The organism is Streptomyces sp. NPDC007157, from assembly GCF_040634235.1.
GTDB lineage: Bacteria > Actinomycetota > Actinomycetes > Streptomycetales > Streptomycetaceae > Streptomyces.
This window is the reverse complement of the sequence record NZ_JBEYFE010000037.1, coordinates 55,327-70,453: the sequence shown is the minus strand read 5'-3', so window position 1 is coordinate 70,453 and position 15,127 is coordinate 55,327. Positions and strand designations below refer to the sequence as shown.

12 protein-coding genes are annotated in these 15,127 nt (G+C 72.8%); 8 read left to right on the top strand and 4 right to left on the bottom strand.

The features are described 5' to 3' along the window. Window positions 1-207 precede the first annotated feature (207 nt). Complete coding sequence (locus tag ABZ642_RS41805; protein WP_360495422.1) at window positions 208-2,355, top strand: primosomal protein N'; 2,148 nt, start codon at window positions 208-210, stop codon at window positions 2,353-2,355. 226 nt (window positions 2,356-2,581) lie between these two features. Here ABZ642_RS41805 and ABZ642_RS41800 read toward each other — a convergent pair whose 3' ends face one another. Further along, a complete protein-coding gene (locus tag ABZ642_RS41800) occupies window positions 2,582-3,130 on the bottom strand; it encodes a hypothetical protein (RefSeq protein WP_360495419.1) in 549 nt (182 codons plus the stop codon). 577 nt (window positions 3,131-3,707) lie between these two features. Between ABZ642_RS41800 and fmt the strand changes: the two genes are divergently transcribed. The 4 genes from fmt (at window position 3,708) to ABZ642_RS41780 (ending at window position 8,210) form a co-directional block, all read left to right on the top strand. Then, window positions 3,708-4,640: a methionyl-tRNA formyltransferase gene (gene fmt / locus ABZ642_RS41795; protein ID WP_360495416.1), complete on the top strand. Its 933-nt coding sequence runs from the start codon at window positions 3,708-3,710 to the stop codon at window positions 4,638-4,640. Between the two features lie 84 nt (window positions 4,641-4,724). Beyond that, entirely contained in the window at window positions 4,725-6,143 is a 1,419-nt protein-coding gene (locus ABZ642_RS41790) for a transcription antitermination factor NusB (RefSeq protein WP_360495413.1), read from the top strand. Between the two features lie 258 nt (window positions 6,144-6,401). Next, window positions 6,402-7,088, top strand: a complete 687-nt coding sequence (gene rpe / locus ABZ642_RS41785; protein WP_360495410.1) for a ribulose-phosphate 3-epimerase — start codon at window positions 6,402-6,404, stop codon at window positions 7,086-7,088. A gap of 78 nt (window positions 7,089-7,166) precedes the next feature. Then, window positions 7,167-8,210, top strand: a complete 1,044-nt coding sequence (locus ABZ642_RS41780) for a sugar-binding domain-containing protein (protein ID WP_360495407.1) — start codon at window positions 7,167-7,169, stop codon at window positions 8,208-8,210. Between the two features lie 64 nt (window positions 8,211-8,274). Here ABZ642_RS41780 and ABZ642_RS41775 read toward each other — a convergent pair whose 3' ends face one another. The 3 genes from ABZ642_RS41775 to ABZ642_RS41765 all read right to left on the bottom strand — a co-directional run bounded on the left by ABZ642_RS41775 (window position 8,275) and on the right by ABZ642_RS41765 (window position 11,536). Next, window positions 8,275-9,294, bottom strand: coding sequence for an alcohol dehydrogenase catalytic domain-containing protein (locus tag ABZ642_RS41775; protein ID WP_360495404.1), 1,020 nt, complete (start codon window positions 9,292-9,294; stop codon window positions 8,275-8,277). Window positions 9,295-9,582: 288 nt separating this feature from the next. Beyond that, window positions 9,583-10,185, bottom strand: a complete 603-nt coding sequence (locus ABZ642_RS41770) for a TetR/AcrR family transcriptional regulator (protein ID WP_360495402.1) — start codon at window positions 10,183-10,185, stop codon at window positions 9,583-9,585. A 55-nt stretch (window positions 10,186-10,240) separates the two neighbouring features. Continuing rightward, window positions 10,241-11,536 carry an MFS transporter gene (locus tag ABZ642_RS41765; protein ID WP_360495399.1) on the bottom strand — a complete coding sequence of 432 codons (1,296 nt, stop codon included), beginning with the start codon at window positions 11,534-11,536 and terminating at the stop codon, window positions 10,241-10,243. Window positions 11,537-11,984: 448 nt separating this feature from the next. Between ABZ642_RS41765 and ABZ642_RS41760 the strand changes: the two genes are divergently transcribed. The 3 genes from ABZ642_RS41760 to ABZ642_RS41750 all read left to right on the top strand — a co-directional run bounded on the left by ABZ642_RS41760 (window position 11,985) and on the right by ABZ642_RS41750 (window position 14,946). Then, complete coding sequence (locus tag ABZ642_RS41760; protein ID WP_360495396.1) at window positions 11,985-12,938, top strand: Dyp-type peroxidase; 954 nt, start codon at window positions 11,985-11,987, stop codon at window positions 12,936-12,938. 81 nt (window positions 12,939-13,019) lie between these two features. Beyond that, window positions 13,020-13,331, top strand: coding sequence for a barstar family protein (locus ABZ642_RS41755; protein WP_360495393.1), 312 nt, complete (start codon window positions 13,020-13,022; stop codon window positions 13,329-13,331). 172 nt (window positions 13,332-13,503) lie between these two features. After that, window positions 13,504-14,946 carry a GuaB1 family IMP dehydrogenase-related protein gene (locus tag ABZ642_RS41750; RefSeq protein WP_360495390.1) on the top strand — a complete coding sequence of 481 codons (1,443 nt, stop codon included), beginning with the start codon at window positions 13,504-13,506 and terminating at the stop codon, window positions 14,944-14,946. Window positions 14,947-15,127 lie beyond the last annotated feature (181 nt).

The following is a 15,127-nucleotide window of genomic DNA, read 5'->3' as shown; positions in this document are numbered from 1 at the left end:
CGGGCTGATCTCGGGACACCGGCGCCGCCCGGTGCGCAGGCCTCGGATACTTCCTTCCGGGTGATTCCCCGCAGGTTCGAATCCTGCTGCCGGTTCCGGACCGGTATGGCCGAGTGGTCCAAGGCAGAAGACCGCCGTACGGCGGTCCGCGGCCGTAATGATCTCGGGCGGCGTCGGTTGTCAGTGGCGTTTGGTAAGAATGCAGGCGTGAGCAGCGACAACGGGCAGGGGGGCGGGGGCGCCGAAGGAGCGCCGCCGGAGCAGCTCGCGCTCATTCGGGAGAGTGTGCGCGGGGCCAAGGTGCCCCGGGCCAAGCCGCGGACCTGGCGCGGGGCCGCGCTGGCCGAGCGGCTGCCGGTCGCCCGGGTGCTCGTGGACAAGGGCGTACTCCATCTCGACCGGTACTTCGACTACGCCGTCCCGGCCGAACTGGACGCCGACGCACAGCCGGGGGTGCGGGTGCGGGTGCGGTTCGGGGCCGGCCGGCACCGGGTGCGGGACGGGCGCCGGGAGGGCGGGGGGCTCATCGACGGGTTCCTCGTGGAGCGGCTCGACGAGTCCGACTACGCGGGGCCGCTGGCCGCGCTGGCCCAGGTGGTGTCGCCCGAGCCGGTACTGAGCGAGGAACTGCTGCGGCTCGCCCGGGCCGTCGCCGACCGGTACGCGGGGAGCCTCGCGGACGTGTTGCAGCTGGCCGTGCCGCCGCGCAGCGCACGGGCCGAGAAGCGACCGTCCCCCGAGCCGTTGCCGCCCCCGCCGGTGCCCGAGGCCGGATCCTGGACGCGGTACGAGCACGGCGCCGCCTTCGTCGAGTCGTTGGCCTCCGGTGGCGCGCCGCGTGCGGTGTGGAACGCCCTGCCTGGGCCCGGGTGGAGCGAGGAGATCGCCCGGGCCGTCGCCGCCACGCTCGCCTCGGGACGCGGCGCGCTCGTCGTCGTACCGGACGGGCGGGCCGCCGCGCGGGTCGATGCCGCGCTGACCGAGGTGCTGGGCGAAGGGCGGCATGCGCTGCTCACGGCCGACGCCGGGCCCGAGAAGCGGTACGCGCAGTGGCTCGCCGTCAGCCGCGGTGCGGTGCGGGCGGTGGTGGGGACGCGGGCCGCCATGTTCGCGCCGGTACGGGACCTCGGGCTCGTCGCGATCTGGGACGACGGGGACGACAGCCACAGTGAGCAGCACGCCCCGCAGCCGCATGCCAGGGATGTGCTGCTGCTGCGCGCCGCCCTGGACAAGTGCGGCTTTCTGCTCGGGGGTTGGAGCTGCACCGTGGAGGCCTCGCAGCTCGTGGAGAACGGCTGGGCGCGGCCTCTGGTGGCGGGCAGGGAACAGGTGCGGCGGGCCGCGCCGCTGGTCCGGACGGTCGGGGACGGGGACCTGGCGCGGGACGAGGCCGCGCGGGCCGCACGGCTGCCGACGCTCGCCTGGCAGGCGGTGCGGGACGGACTGCGTCACGGGCCGGTACTGGTGCAGGTGCCCCGGCGGGGGTACGTGCCGCGGATGGCCTGCGCCCAGTGCCGGGCTCCGGCGCGCTGCCGGCACTGCGCCGGTCCGCTGGAGGCGCGGGACGCCGGGGCGCTGGGGTGCGGGTGGTGCGGGCGTGCGGAGAGCGACTGGCACTGCCCCGCGTGCGGTGGCTTCCGGCTGCGGGCCCAGGTGGTCGGGGCCCGGCGGACCGCCGAGGAACTGGGGCGGGCGTTTCCCGCCGTGCCCGTACGGACCTCGGGGCGCGAGCAGGTGCTGGACACCGTGCCGGGGACGCCCGCGCTGGTCGTGAGCACACCGGGCGCCGAACCGGTCGCCGAGGGCGGCTATGCGGCCGCCCTGCTGCTGGACGGCTGGGCCATGCTCGGGCGGCCCGACCTGCGGGCCGGTGAGGACGCGCTGCGGCGGTGGATCGCGGCTGGGGCGCTGGTGCGGCCGCAGGAGGAGGGCGGCACCGTGGTCGTCGTCGCGGAGCCGACGCTGCGGCCCGTGCAGGCGCTGGTGCGCTGGGATCCCGTCGGGCACGCGGTGCGGGAGCTCGCCGAGCGTGCCGAGCTGGGGTTTCCGCCGGTGTCGCGGATGGCGGCGGTGTCGGGTCCGGCGGAGGCGCTCGCGGAGTTCCTTGCGTCGGCCGAACTACCCCCGGACGCGGAGGTGTTGGGGCCGGTTCCGGTGCCCGAGGTGCGGGCCGGGGCGCCTCGTCGGGCGGGGGCGCCGCCGCCCGGGGAGCACTGGGAGCGGGTGCTGGTACGGGTGCCGCCCGGGAGCGGTGCCGCGCTGGCGGCCGCCCTGAAGACGGCTCAGGCCGCGCGGATGGCGCGGGGGAACGGGGAGGCCGTACGGGTGCGGGTCGATCCGCCGGACATCGGCTAGCGGGCAGGAGGGCGATGCGGGGGCCCTGCGGGGAGGCGCTGCGGGGGGAGAGGCCAGGGGGTGGTGGCTGGGTAGACGGCTGCCCTCCCGGGCGTTCGCCGGGAGGGCAGAGGGCGGGTCAGCGCCTTGAGGGCAGCCGTTGTGCTGGGGCAGCCGTTGACCGGATCAGGTGTTGTCCGAGCCGGGTGTGTTCGAGCCGGGTGTGTCCGAGCCGGGTGTGTCCGAGTCAGCCGTTGCGCGGGCCGGGGAAGGCCGTTGGCCTCGCCTCGTCGCGGAGGGTGGGGCTGCCCGCGGTCGGCTGGGTCGGCATGGAGCGGGCGGCCGGGACCGTGGGCACCGAGGGCAGGCCGACGCCCATGTTGAGGGCGCGAGCGCCGGACGGCTCGGTCGGCCGTTCGGTCTCGGCGGCCGGTGTCGGCTGGGCCGCGGCGCGGCGGGCGCCGTAACGGCGGTGCACCGCCTGCTTGGTCACCCCGAGCGCGGAGCCCACCGCGTCCCACGAGAAGCCGAGTGAGCGGTCGAAGTCCACGGCGGCCGTGACCAGGGTTTCGACACTGTCCCGGAGTTCCTGGGCGAGGCGGACCGTCGGGGCGGGGGCGCGTCCGTAGACGACGAAGCCCGTGGACGGGCCGGAGCGGCGCGGGCGGTAGACGTTGCCCAACTGGGCGGTGAGCGTGCGCAGTGCGTCCACCTGCCGGCGGACCCGCTCGATGTCCCGCACCAACAAGTGCAGGCTGGCCCGGGCCTGGGCGTCGTGGGTTGCGTGGTCGGCCATGAACAAGCCTCTCGAACCGGCGTTGAAAGGAATGGGCCGCGTATGCGGCCCGTTGTGGTCAACTCTTACTTGACCAACGCGTGGGCGCGCCGCTGGTCACGGTGTGGGGGCGTATGGGCATATGCGTACGCCGGGGTGTCGCCGTGTTCTCCCGCCCGCGCACCGCCCGTTCGGTTGGCAGAGAGGCCGAGCGACCAGTGGGGGTGTGCGCCGTCGGCGGCTCACGGTTCGCGGCTTACGGCATTCGGCATACGGCCTACGCGTTACGGCTGGCGATTCGCGGCTGGCGGGCTGGCCGGCTGGCGGGCTGGCGGGCTGGCGGGCTGGCGGGCTGGTGGGCTCGCGGGTTGGCGGGTTGGCGGGTTGGCGGGCTCGCGGGTTGGCGCGTTGGCGGCCCGGTGGGCCGGTGGGTTGGCGGGTTGGCGGGTTGGCGGGCTCGCGGGTTGGCGGGCTTGTTGCTCGCGGGGTGTGGGCCGTGGGCCGCCGTGGGCTGTGGTTTGTCGGTGGTGGGTTTGGGTTGCGGCATAGACTTGTGTGTTGCCCGTGTTCGTCGTGTCCGAGAGGCCCTCAGTCGCCCATGAAGCTTGTCTTCGCCGGTACCCCCGAAGTCGCCGTTCCCGCTCTGGACGCTCTCATCGCCTCCGGGCGGCATGAGGTGGCCGCCGTGGTCACGCGGCCCGACGCGCCGGCCGGGCGGGGCCGCAGGCTGATCGCTTCGCCGGTGGCCGAGCGGGCGATGGAGGCCGGCATCGAGGTGCTGAGGCCGCAGAAGCCGCGCGATCCGGAGTTCCTGGAGCGGCTGAAGGCCATCGCGCCCGACTGCTGCCCGGTGGTGGCGTACGGAGCACTGCTGCCGCGGGTCGCGCTCGACGTGCCGGCCCACGGGTGGGTCAACCTGCACTTCTCGTTGCTTCCCGCGTGGCGTGGCGCGGCGCCCGTCCAGCACTCCCTCATGGCGGGCGACGAGATCACGGGCGCGTGCACCTTCCTGATCGAGGAGGGCCTCGACTCCGGGCCCGTCTACGGGACCGTCACCGAGGAGATCCGGCCTACCGACACCAGCGGCGACCTGCTGACGCGGCTCGCGTTCGCCGGGTCCGGGCTGCTCGCCGCCACCATGGACGGCATCGAGGACGGCACGCTCAAGGCCGTACCGCAGTCGGCCGAGGGCATCACCCTCGCTCCGAAGATCACCGTCGAGGACGCCAAGGTCGACTGGTCGGCGCCCGCGCTGCGGGTCGACCGGGTGGTGCGCGGCTGCACTCCCGCCCCCGGTGCCTGGACCACCTTCCGCGGCGAGCGGCTCAAGCTGATCCAGGTCGCGCCGGTGCCCGAGCGGACCGATCTCGCCCCGGCGCAGATCGCCGTCGGGAAGAACAGCGCGCACGTGGGGACGGGGTCGTACGCCGTGGAACTGCTCTGGGTACAGGCCCAGGGCAAGAAGCCGATGCGGGCGGCCGACTGGGCGCGTGGTGTGCGCATCGGCGCCGGAGAGACCCTCGGCGACTGAGCCGCCCCTTCTCGGCAGCGGCTTTCCGGTGTGCGCGACGTACGCTGGGAGTCGCATCATTCCCATACCCGGAGCACCTTTTTCGTGAGCCAGCAGTCCAGGGGGCCGCGTCGGCCCGCCAAGCCCTACCGCCGTCCCCAGAAGGACCCCGTCCGTCTCCTCGCCTTCGAGGCGCTGCGCGCCGTGGACGAGCGGGACGCGTACGCCAACCTCGTGCTGCCACCGCTGCTGCGCAAAGCGCGGGAGAAAGGTGACTTCGACGGAAGGGACGCGGCCCTCGCCACCGAGTTGGTCTACGGGACGCTGCGCCGGCAGGGGACGTACGACGCGATCATCGCCGAGTGCGTGGACCGGCCGCTGCGCGAGGTCGACCCGCCGGTGCTGGACGTGCTGAGTCTGGGCGCGCACCAGCTGCTCGGCACGCGGATCCCGTCCCACGCCGCCGTCTCCGCCTCCGTCGAGCTGGCCCGGGTGGTGCTGGGCGACGGGCGTGCCAAGTTCGTCAACGCCGTGCTGCGCAAGGTCGCGCAGGACGATCTCGACGGCTGGCTCGCGAAGGTCGCACCGCCCTACGACCAGGACCCCGAGGACCATCTCGCCGTCGTGCACTCGCACCCGCGGTGGGTCGTCTCCGCGCTCTGGGACTCGTTGGGCGGAGGCCGCGCGGGGATCGAGGACCTGCTGGCCGCCGACAACGAACGGCCCGAGGTGACACTGGTCGCCCGGCCCGGGCGGGCCACCCCCGAGGAACTGCTCGACGAGGAGGCGGCCGTGCCGGGGCGCTGGTCGCCGTACGCGGTGCGGCTCAGCGAGGGCGGGGAGCCCGGCGCCATCGAGGCCGTCCAGGAGGGGCGCGCCGGGGTACAGGACGAGGGCAGCCAGCTGGTGGCCCTCGCGCTCGCCAACGCCCCGCTCGACGGCCCTGACGGGACCTGGCTCGACGGCTGCGCCGGGCCCGGCGGCAAGGCCGCGCTGCTCGCCGCGCTCGCCGCGGAGCGCGGGGCGGTGCTCCTCGCTTCGGAGAAGCAGCCGCACCGGGCCGGTCTGGTCGAGAAGGCGCTGTCCGGCAATCCGGGGCCGTACCAGGTGATCGCCGCCGACGGCACCCGGCCGCCGTGGCGGCCCGGCACCTTCGACCGGGTGCTGATGGACGTCCCCTGCACCGGTCTCGGCGCCCTCCGCCGGCGTCCGGAGGCGCGCTGGCGCCGTCGGCCCGAGGACCTCGACAACTTCGCTCCGCTGCAGCGTGCGCTGCTGCGGACGGCGATCGACTCGGTGCGGGTGGGCGGGGTCGTCGGGTACGCCACGTGCTCGCCGCATCTCGCGGAGACGCGGGCGGTGGTCCAGGACGTGCTCAAGCAGCGGCAGGAGACGGAGCTGCTGGACGCGCGTCCGCTGCTGCCAGGCGTGCCCGCCCTGGGCGAGGGCCCGGACGTCCAGCTGTGGCCGCATCTGCACGGCACGGACGCGATGTACCTGGCGCTGATCCGGAGGACCGGCTGAGGGCGGGGGGCCTTACGGGCGCTCGCCGGGTGCCGCCCGCGCCCACCCGTGCCGCTCCGGCGGCACGACTGCCCGCGGCAGGATGACAGGATGAGCCGGCACGAGCGCCCGCGGCTGGGACGAAGCGGCAGGCGAAGCGCCCCCTACGGGGCGCGAGGAACCGCGCGATCGGCCACGAACTATCTGCACTGTCCAAACAACGGTCCCCATCCCGAACCTGAATCGGCCCTCCCCGTCGGGGCATGGCAGGCTTGACGCATGGCAGCGCAGATCAACCCCAGCATCCTGTCCGCCGACTTCGCCCGCCTCGCGGACGAGGCCAAGGCGGTCGAAGGCGCCGACTGGCTCCACGTCGACGTCATGGACAACCACTTCGTCCCGAACCTCACGCTCGGTGTGCCGGTCGTAGAATCCCTGGCCCGGGCCACGGACACCCCGCTGGACTGCCATCTGATGATCGACGCCCCCGATCGCTGGGCACCCCAGTACGTCGAAGCGGGTGCCTCGTCCGTCACCTTCCACGTGGAGGCGGCGGCGGCCCCGGTGCGGCTCGCGCGCGAGATCCGGGCGAAGGGCGCCCGCGCCGCCATGGCGCTCAAGCCCGCGACGCCCATCGAACCGTACGAGGACCTGCTCCCCGAGCTGGACATGCTGCTCATCATGACGGTGGAGCCGGGCTTCGGCGGCCAGGCGTTCCTCGACATCATGCTGCCGAAGATCCGCCGCACCCGGGAGTTGATCAGCAAGCACGGGCTGGAGCTTTGGCTGCAGGTCGACGGAGGAGTTTCGGCGTCGACGATCGAACGGTGTGCGGACGCCGGAGCCGACGTTTTTGTGGCAGGTTCGGCGGTGTACGGGGCAAACGACCCGGCAGAGGCGGTACGTGCACTACGCAGCCAGGCCGAGGCGGCCACGGCTGCCGCGTCCTGGGCGTGCGACCACTGAGGTACGGGAACGTGAACGGCTCCGATCAGGGCTGATCGACTGCGCCGGATCTGCGAGGATGAACGGCGTATCCAGAGTGTGAACAGCAGTGAGGAGATGGCCGTGTCGGGTATGTCGGCGGGCCGGTCAGCCATGCGGATGGGACCCGCTGAGCTGGTGCAGGCGGCGGCCATGGCCCGCCGCTTCTACCTTGAGGGCAAGTCCAAGATCCAGATCGCCGAGGAGTTCGGCGTCAGCCGCTTCAAAGTGGCCCGGGTACTGGAGACTGCCCTCGAAAGGGATCTCGTACGCATCGAGATCCGTGTGCCGGCCGAACTGGACGCCGAGCGCTCCGACGCGCTCCGCGCCCGTTACGGCCTGCGGCACGCCGTGGTGGTCGAGTCCCCGGCCGAGGCGGAGGAGACCCCCGACCCCGAGAATCTCGGAGAAGTGGCCGCCGACCTGCTCGGCGAGCTGGTCAACGAGGGCGATGTGCTCGGCCTCGCCTGGGGCCGGTCCACCATCCACATGGCGGCGGCGCTCGACCGGCTGCCCCCGTGCACGGTGGTGCAGCTGACGGGTGTGTACGACGCGGGGACCTCTGAGCGCGGTTCGGTCGAGGCCGTCCGGCGCGCCGCCCAGGTGTCCGGCGGCGACGCCCACCCCATCTACGCGCCGATGCTGCTGCCGGACGCGGCCACCGCGGCCGCGCTGCGGAACCAGACCGGTATCGCCCGGGCCTTCGAGTACTTCGACAAGGTCACGGTCGCCTGTGTCTCCATCGGCTCCTGGGAGCGCGGTATCTCGACGGTGCACGACATGCTCAGCGACGAGGAGCGTGCGCACTACGCCACGCTCGGCGTCGCCGCCGAGATGGCCGCGCACCTCTTCGACGCCGAGGGCCGCCGGGTCGGACGCGACCTGGGGGAACGATGCATCACGGTCAAGGCCGACCAGCTGCGCCGTATCCCCGAGGTCGTCGCGATCGCGGGCGGGCAGCGCAAGGCGGCCGCGATCGACGCGGTGCTGAGGTCGGGGCTGGTCACCAGCCTCGTCACCGACACCTCGGCGGCGGACTACCTGATGACGGCGGGGCCGACGCCCAAGCCGACGCTGAACCGTTCCGACCCCGACGGTTCCTGACGGGATCGCCGCGGCGGCATCGGTGACAACGCTGCCGCGGTGGTCCCTGGTGCCCGGGTCCGTGTCAGGCGCCGGTCGTGAGCACCATCCGGAAGCGGGCCTCGTTGCGCATCATGCGGTCGTACGCGGCGGCCGCCTCCGCCAGCGGAGCCTCCTCGACCCAGGCCCGCACCCCCTGCTGCGCGGCGAAGGCGAGGGTGTCCTCGACGTCCATCGCGTCTCCGCTCGGATGACCGTGCACGGTACGGGAGTTGGTGATGAGCTGGAGCGGGGACAGCCGCATGGGGGCCGCGTCGATGCCCACCACGAGCAGTTCACCGTTGGCCTTCAGACCGTCCACCGCGACGGCCATGGCGTCGGCGTTGGCCGCGGTCGCGAGGACCGCACTCGCACCGCCGAGCGCGGTCAGCTCGGCCGCCACGTCCTGCCGGGTCGAGTCGATGTAGTGGCGGGCGCCCAACTCCCGGGCCAGTGACGCCTTTTCCTCCCCGCGTGCGATGACCGCCGTGTCGAAGCCCATGCTGGCGGCGAACTGCACGCCCAGATGGCCGAGGCCGCCCAGGCCCAGGACGGCGACCAGGTCTCCGGGGCGGGCCTGGCTGCGGCGCAGCGCGGCGAAGGTGGTGACCCCCGCGCAGGCCAGTGGCGCGGCCTCCACGGCGGTCAGCTCGTCCGGGATGCGGGCCAGTGCGTTGGCCGGGACGGTGACGGACTCCGCGTAGCCGCCGGGGTAGGCGAGGCCGGGTACCTGGGCCCGCTCGCAGTGCACGAAGTCACCGCGCCGGCAGGGGTCGCAGTAGGTGCAGTGGCCGCCGAACCAGCCGACGGCGACCCGGTCGCCCACCGCCCAGCGCTGCACACCGGGGCCGACCTCCGCGATCCGGCCGGCGATCTCGTGGCCGGGCGTGACCGGGAAGGCCAGACCCGGAAGGTGGTTGTCGACGAAGTGCGAGTCGGTGTGGCAGACCCCGCACGCCTCCACGGCGATGCGGACCTGACCGTGGGCGGGCGCGACGGCCTCGCTCTCGACGACTTGCAGCTTCCCGGACGGCTCGGCGACCGCTACCGATCGGATCGTGGACATGACTCAACTCCGTTGGGGGTGAGGGTGGGGGAGGGGGAGCAGGAAAGGGAGGGGCGGGGAGGGGAGGGGAGGGGAGGGGAGGGACGGGAGCAGCACAACCGACCGCCCTGGGCGGCACGGCACGGCGGCACGGCGGCGCCACATGGTCGGGTGCGGGAGAGACGAGAGACGCGCTCTGGGAGCGGCGGCCTTGAAGGAACGCGGCCTCGGAAACGGGCCTCAGGAAAGTGATCTCAGGAACGCGGCCTCAGGAAGGCGGCCTCAGGAACGTGGCCCTCAGGAACGAGGTCAGGAAACCGGCTCCGCGGGACCGGCGGCCAGCGCCGCGTCCATCAGGACGGTGGCCGCCTGCCGGGCGACCGCGCCCGCCGACGGGTCGCGGTCCATCCGGGCGGACAGACCGCCCCCGTCGTACAGCAGGTGGAGCTGGCGGGCGAGGATCTCGGGATCCGGGGCGCCGGCCTCCCGGGCGAGGTCGGTGAACAGCGCCCGGACCCAGGCACGGTAGGTGTCAGAGACCTCTTCGATGGCGCTGCCGTGCTTGGCCTCCGCGCTGGCCGCCACGAAGGCGCACCCGTGGTAGCTCTGCTCGGCGAAGAGCGCGGCCTGCGCGTCGAAGACGGCCAGCAGCCGCTCCCGCGGATCGTCGGTGCCGTCGACGGCGCGCAGCAGGCGGGTGGACAGCTTGGCGTACCGGGAGTCGAGATAGGCGCGGACGAGCTGTTCCTTGCCGCCGAAGGTGTTGTACAGCGAGGCCTTGGCGACCCCGGCGCGCTCGATGATCCGGTCGATCCCGACCGTCTGCACGCCCTCCGCGTAGAACAACTCGTTCGCGGCCGACAGCAGTCGCTCCCGGGCCGTGGGAGCCTTGGCAGTCAACGTCTTCGTCATGCCACCCACCTTCTCGACACTTCCACTCTACGACTGGCCAGACCGGTCTACTCAGTCACCGGGACACCGCGTCGGCGCGCTCGGCCTCCCGGGCCTCCACGGCGGGCGAGCCTCCGGCGGCCACCAGGACCCCGGGCGCGCTCTGCGGGCCGCGGCGCAGCAGCAGGGCGGCGAGGGCCAGCAGCGCCAGGGCGATGACCACCGCGCCGTACTCCTCGGAGGTCGGCACCAGCCCGCCGCCGTGCACCACGAGCGTTCCGGCGAGGACGGAGGGGACGCCCATGCCGAGGTAGGCGACGACGAACAGCAGGGACAGCACGCCCGAGCTCTCGTGCGGCCTGGTCAGCGGCAGCACGGTGCGAATGCCGCCCTGGAAGCCGCTGCCGAAGCCGAAGCCGGCGACGGCCGTACCGACGAAGAACAGCACCGGTGCGCTCTGGTCGACGGCCAGCAGCGTGACGGCGACGCCGACGACCAGCGCTCCGATGCCGGTGTACATCACGGTCGTCGCCGTGGCATTGCGCAGCACGAGGACGGAGGCGGCCGCGACGAACGCGAGGACGAAGAGGCCGAGGCCGCCGTAGACGGCGGAGTCGGAGCCGACCAGGGTGCGGACCAGGGCGGGGCCGAGGGAGCCGTAGAACCCGGCGAGCGCCCAGACGGCGAAGATGACCGGGGCGGCCGCGAGGGCGGCGCCGCGGACCGTGCGCGGAAGCTTGATCTCGGGCACCAGGGCGGCCAGGGCGCCGGGCTCACGGGTGACGGTCTCGTCGATCAGGGCGATGGCCACGGCCTGGGCCACGAACACACCCAGCAGGCCGAGGTAGATCGTGTGGGTCGGGGCGGGCAGGTACTGCACGACGAAACCGCTGACCAGGGCGCCTGTCGCGGTGCCCAGGCCGGGGGCGAAGGCGTTCGCCACAGTGCCCCGGGAGCGGTTGATGTCCATCATCGCGGCGCCGACCGCGCCGAGCGCGGCGCCGGTGGACAGGCCCTGCACGACCCGGGCGACGAGCAGTTCGCCGACGCCCCCGGCGGTGGAGAACAGCACCATCGCGACGGCCTGGGCGGCGATCGCGGTGATCAGGACGGGGCGGCGGCCGACGTGGTCGGACAGCTTGCCGAGGACCAGCAGGCCGGTCAGCACGGCGATGGCGTAGATGCCGAAGACCACGGTGGTGGTGATCGGGCTGAAGCCCCATTCGGCCTGGTAGGAGGCGTAGAGCGGGGTGGGCGCGCTGGAGGCGGCGAGGAAGGAGACGACGACGGAGGCGAGCACGTAGAACGCCGCGCGCGGCGGGATCGGCTTGCTCGACGGCTTGGTTCGCTCGTGCGGTGCGAGGTGGTTCATCGGGGAGATCCTTCGCGGGGCCGGGGCTGGAGACCGTCGGTTCACAGAGGGCGAATGAGTAGACAGGTCTGTCTACATGGCCTGGTCAACGGCATAGACAGGTCTGTCTATTCCGAGAGAGCGAAAAAATCTTGGCGCCGCCGGATCCGGCAGGGAGAACAGCTCCCGGGCCGGGCGGGTGGCCCGCTGTCCTCGCCGCGACCCTCACCGGGCTGAACCGGGTCGGCCGTCTGTCCCGCTGGAGGCACCGGACCGGGGCGCCCGGCACTCGCGGACCTCCGCCGGGCCCGGTAGTGCACCCTGTGAGCCGATCTGGACGCTGTCGCATGGAGCGTCTGCGCCGACCGAGCGCCACCGACCCCGATTATGTGTACGACATACGTGTACGACTTACGTGCGCGGCTCATGTGTACGACAGGCCGAGCGCCGATCGCATCGGGAGGACGCGGTGAGCACTGAACCCCAGCCCGCACGGGAAGCCGAACCCCAGCCGGTGCTAGGACCGTTGACCACCGCCGCGATCTTCCTGGTGGTCACCGTCCGCCCCGGGCACGAGGAGCGGGTACGGGAGGTGCTGGGCGATCTGGGCTCGCTGCGGCGCAGTTTCGGGTTCGGCGCCCCGGAAGCCGCCCTGAGCTGTGTCGCGGGGATCGGCTCCGAGGCCTGGGACCGGCTGTTCGACCATCCGCGCCCGGCCGGACTGCATCCCTTCCGGCCCCTGGAAGGCTCCCGGCACACCGCGGTCGCCACCCCCGGCGACCTCCTCCTCCACATCCGGGCCGGCCGCTTCGACCTCTGCTTCGGGCTGGCCGCCGAGATCATGCACCGGCTGCGCGACGCGGTGACCGTCGAGGACGAGGTGCAGGGCTTCAAGTACCTCGACGCCCGTGACCTGCTGGGCTTCGTCGACGGCACCGAGAACCCGGTCGGCGCCGCCGCCCGCGGGGCCGTCCTGATCGGCGCGGAGGACCCCGCGCACGCCGGCGGCAGCTATGTGATCGTGCAGAAGTACCTGCACGACCTGGACGCGTGGAACGCGCTGCCGGTCGAGACGCAGGAGCGGATCATCGGCCGTACCAAGGCCACCAACATCGAACTGGAGGAGCCGGGCTCGCACGTCGACCTGAACACCGTCACCGGACCGGACGGCGAGGAGCAGGACATCCTGCGCGACAACATGCCCTTCGGCAGCCCCGGCCAGGGTGAGTTCGGCACCTACTTCATCGGGTACGCCCGTACCCCGGACGTCATCGAGCGCATGCTGCGCAACATGTTCCTCGGCACGCAGGACGCCACCCACGACCGGATCCTCGACTTCTCCACGGCGGTCACCGGCACGCTCTTCCACGTACCGTCCGGCGACTTCCTCGACGACCTGCCGCCGGCTCCCGGGAAGGCATGACGCCGGTGCGCATTGTCACGCGGCGCACCGGTGGGATCTACTACCCCGTGATCCCCACAACTCCTCCCGGGCGGTGCTGAGATGACGACGAGTCCGTATCTGGTCGTGCTCGACCTCGCCGGGGTCGAGGACAAGGCCGGTCTCATGGACCGCGCCGTCCTCGCCCTGAGCCTGCCCGACTGGTTCGGCCGCAACTGGGACGCCCTGGCCGACAGCCTTCGCGACCCCTCGGTCTGGCCGCCGGAGGCGGTCGACCGCGGACTCCTCCTGGTCGTGACCGGCTGGCAGGGCTACGCGGGGACCCGGCCGGACGAGTGGAAGACGGCCCAGGACGTGTTCGCCCAGGCCTCGGACGGCGAACCGGGGCTGACGGTGGCGCTCGCCCTCGGCTGAGACGGGAAGCCGTGCGCCGCCACCCTTGGAGGTTCCTCCGAAGCGCCGCTGACCTGCCTGGACGTTCGTCCCGGGCACCGCATACCGGTCGCCATGGGACAATGAAGTACGTGCTTTTCCCTCTGGCCGGCCGGTCCGGGGGTCACCTCTGATCGACCGGGATGTGCGGCACGTGCGTTTCCTCAATGACATCCAGCCCGCGTACGACCTGACGTACGACGACGTCTTCATGGTGCCGAGCCGCTCCGCGGTCGGCTCGCGTCAGGGCGTGGACCTCGACTCGCCGGACGGCACGGGCACCACCATCCCGCTGGTCGTCGCCAACATGACCGCGATCGCGGGACGGCGGATGGCCGAGACGGTGGCCCGGCGCGGCGGACTCGTCGTGATTCCGCAGGACATCCCGATCGACGTGGTCACCGACGTCATCACCTGGGTGAAGAGCCGCCACCTGGTGCTGGACACCCCGATCGTGCTCGCCCCGCACCAGACCGTCGCCGACGCGCTGGCCCTGCTGCCCAAGCGCGCGCACAACGCGGGGGTCGTCGTCGACGAGGACGGCCGCCCCGTCGGCGTCGTCACCGACCGGGACCTCAACGGCGTCGACCGCTTCACCCAGCTGGCCGAGGTCATGTCCCGTGACCTGCTGCTGATCGACGCGGACATCGACCCGCGCGAGGCGTTCAACAAGCTGGACACGGCCAACCGCCGCTACGCGCCCGCCGTCGACCGGGACGGCAAGCTGGCCGGCATCCTCACCCGCAAGGGCGCCCTGCGCGCCACCCTGTACACCCCGGCCACCGACGCGCAGGGCAGGCTGCGGATCGCCGCCGCCGTCGGCATCAACGGGGACTTCGCCGACAAGGCGAAGCAACTGCTGGACGCGGGCGTCGACACGCTCGTCATCGACACCGCGCACGGCCACCAGGAGTCGATGATCAGCGCGATCAAGCTGGTCCGCGGCCTCGACCCGCGGGTCCCGATCGCGGCCGGCAACATCGTCTCCGCCGAAGGCGTCAAGGATCTCGTCGACGCGGGCGCGGACATCATCAAGGTGGGTGTGGGCCCGGGCGCCATGTGCACCACCCGCATGATGACCGGCGTCGGCCGGCCGCAGTTCTCGGCGGTGCTGGAGTGCGCCGCGGAGGCGAAGAAGTACGGCAGGCACGTGTGGGCCGACGGGGGTGTCCGGCACCCGCGGGACGTCGCCATGGCGCTGGCCGCGGGCGCGTCCAACGTGATGGTGGGCTCCTGGTTCGCGGGCACGTACGAGTCGCCGGGCGACCTTCAGCAGGCCGCCGACGGGCGGCTGTACAAGGAGTCCTTCGGCATGGCCTCGGCGCGTGCGGTGCGCAACCGTACGTCCGACGAGTCGGCCTACGACCGGGCCCGCAAGGCGCTCTTCGAGGAGGGCATCTCCACGTCCCGGATGTTCCTCGACCCGGCCCGGCCGGGCGTGGAGGACCTGATCGACTCGATCATCGCGGGCGTGCGGTCCTCGTGCACCTACGCCGGCGCGGGGTCCCTGGAGGAGTTCGCCGAGAAGGCGATCGTGGGGATCCAGAGCGCGGCGGGCTACGCGGAGGGCAAGCCGCTGCACGCCAGCTGGAGCTGACCGGAAGAGGGGGCCTCGTCGCCTTCGGGCGCGGGTCCTCGTGGTCGCTCGCGCCTACGCGGCGGAACGCATATTGATACAGCCCCGGGCCCCTTCGGCACGCGCGGCACCCGGCGTGCAATGAATGTGCACCGTCCGACCACACACGCAACGATCTTGCGTGTACGTGCAAGGTTGCTGC

Bases quoted from the DNA above. Each gene is read 5' to 3' on its own strand.
- ABZ642_RS41800 (WP_360495419.1), bottom strand. From the start codon at position 3,130: ATGGCCGACCACGCAACCCACGACGCCCAGGCCCGGGCCAGCCTGCAC.
- fmt (WP_360495416.1), top strand. From the start codon at position 3,708: ATGAAGCTTGTCTTCGCCGGTACCCCCGAAGTCGCCGTTCCCGCTCTG.
- rpe (WP_360495410.1), top strand. From the start codon at position 6,402: ATGGCAGCGCAGATCAACCCCAGCATCCTGTCCGCCGACTTCGCCCGC.
- ABZ642_RS41775 (WP_360495404.1), bottom strand. From the start codon at position 9,294: ATGTCCACGATCCGATCGGTAGCGGTCGCCGAGCCGTCCGGGAAGCTG.
- ABZ642_RS41770 (WP_360495402.1), bottom strand. From the start codon at position 10,185: ATGACGAAGACGTTGACTGCCAAGGCTCCCACGGCCCGGGAGCGACTG.
- ABZ642_RS41765 (WP_360495399.1), bottom strand. From the start codon at position 11,536: ATGAACCACCTCGCACCGCACGAGCGAACCAAGCCGTCGAGCAAGCCG.
- ABZ642_RS41755 (WP_360495393.1), top strand. From the start codon at position 13,020: ATGACGACGAGTCCGTATCTGGTCGTGCTCGACCTCGCCGGGGTCGAG.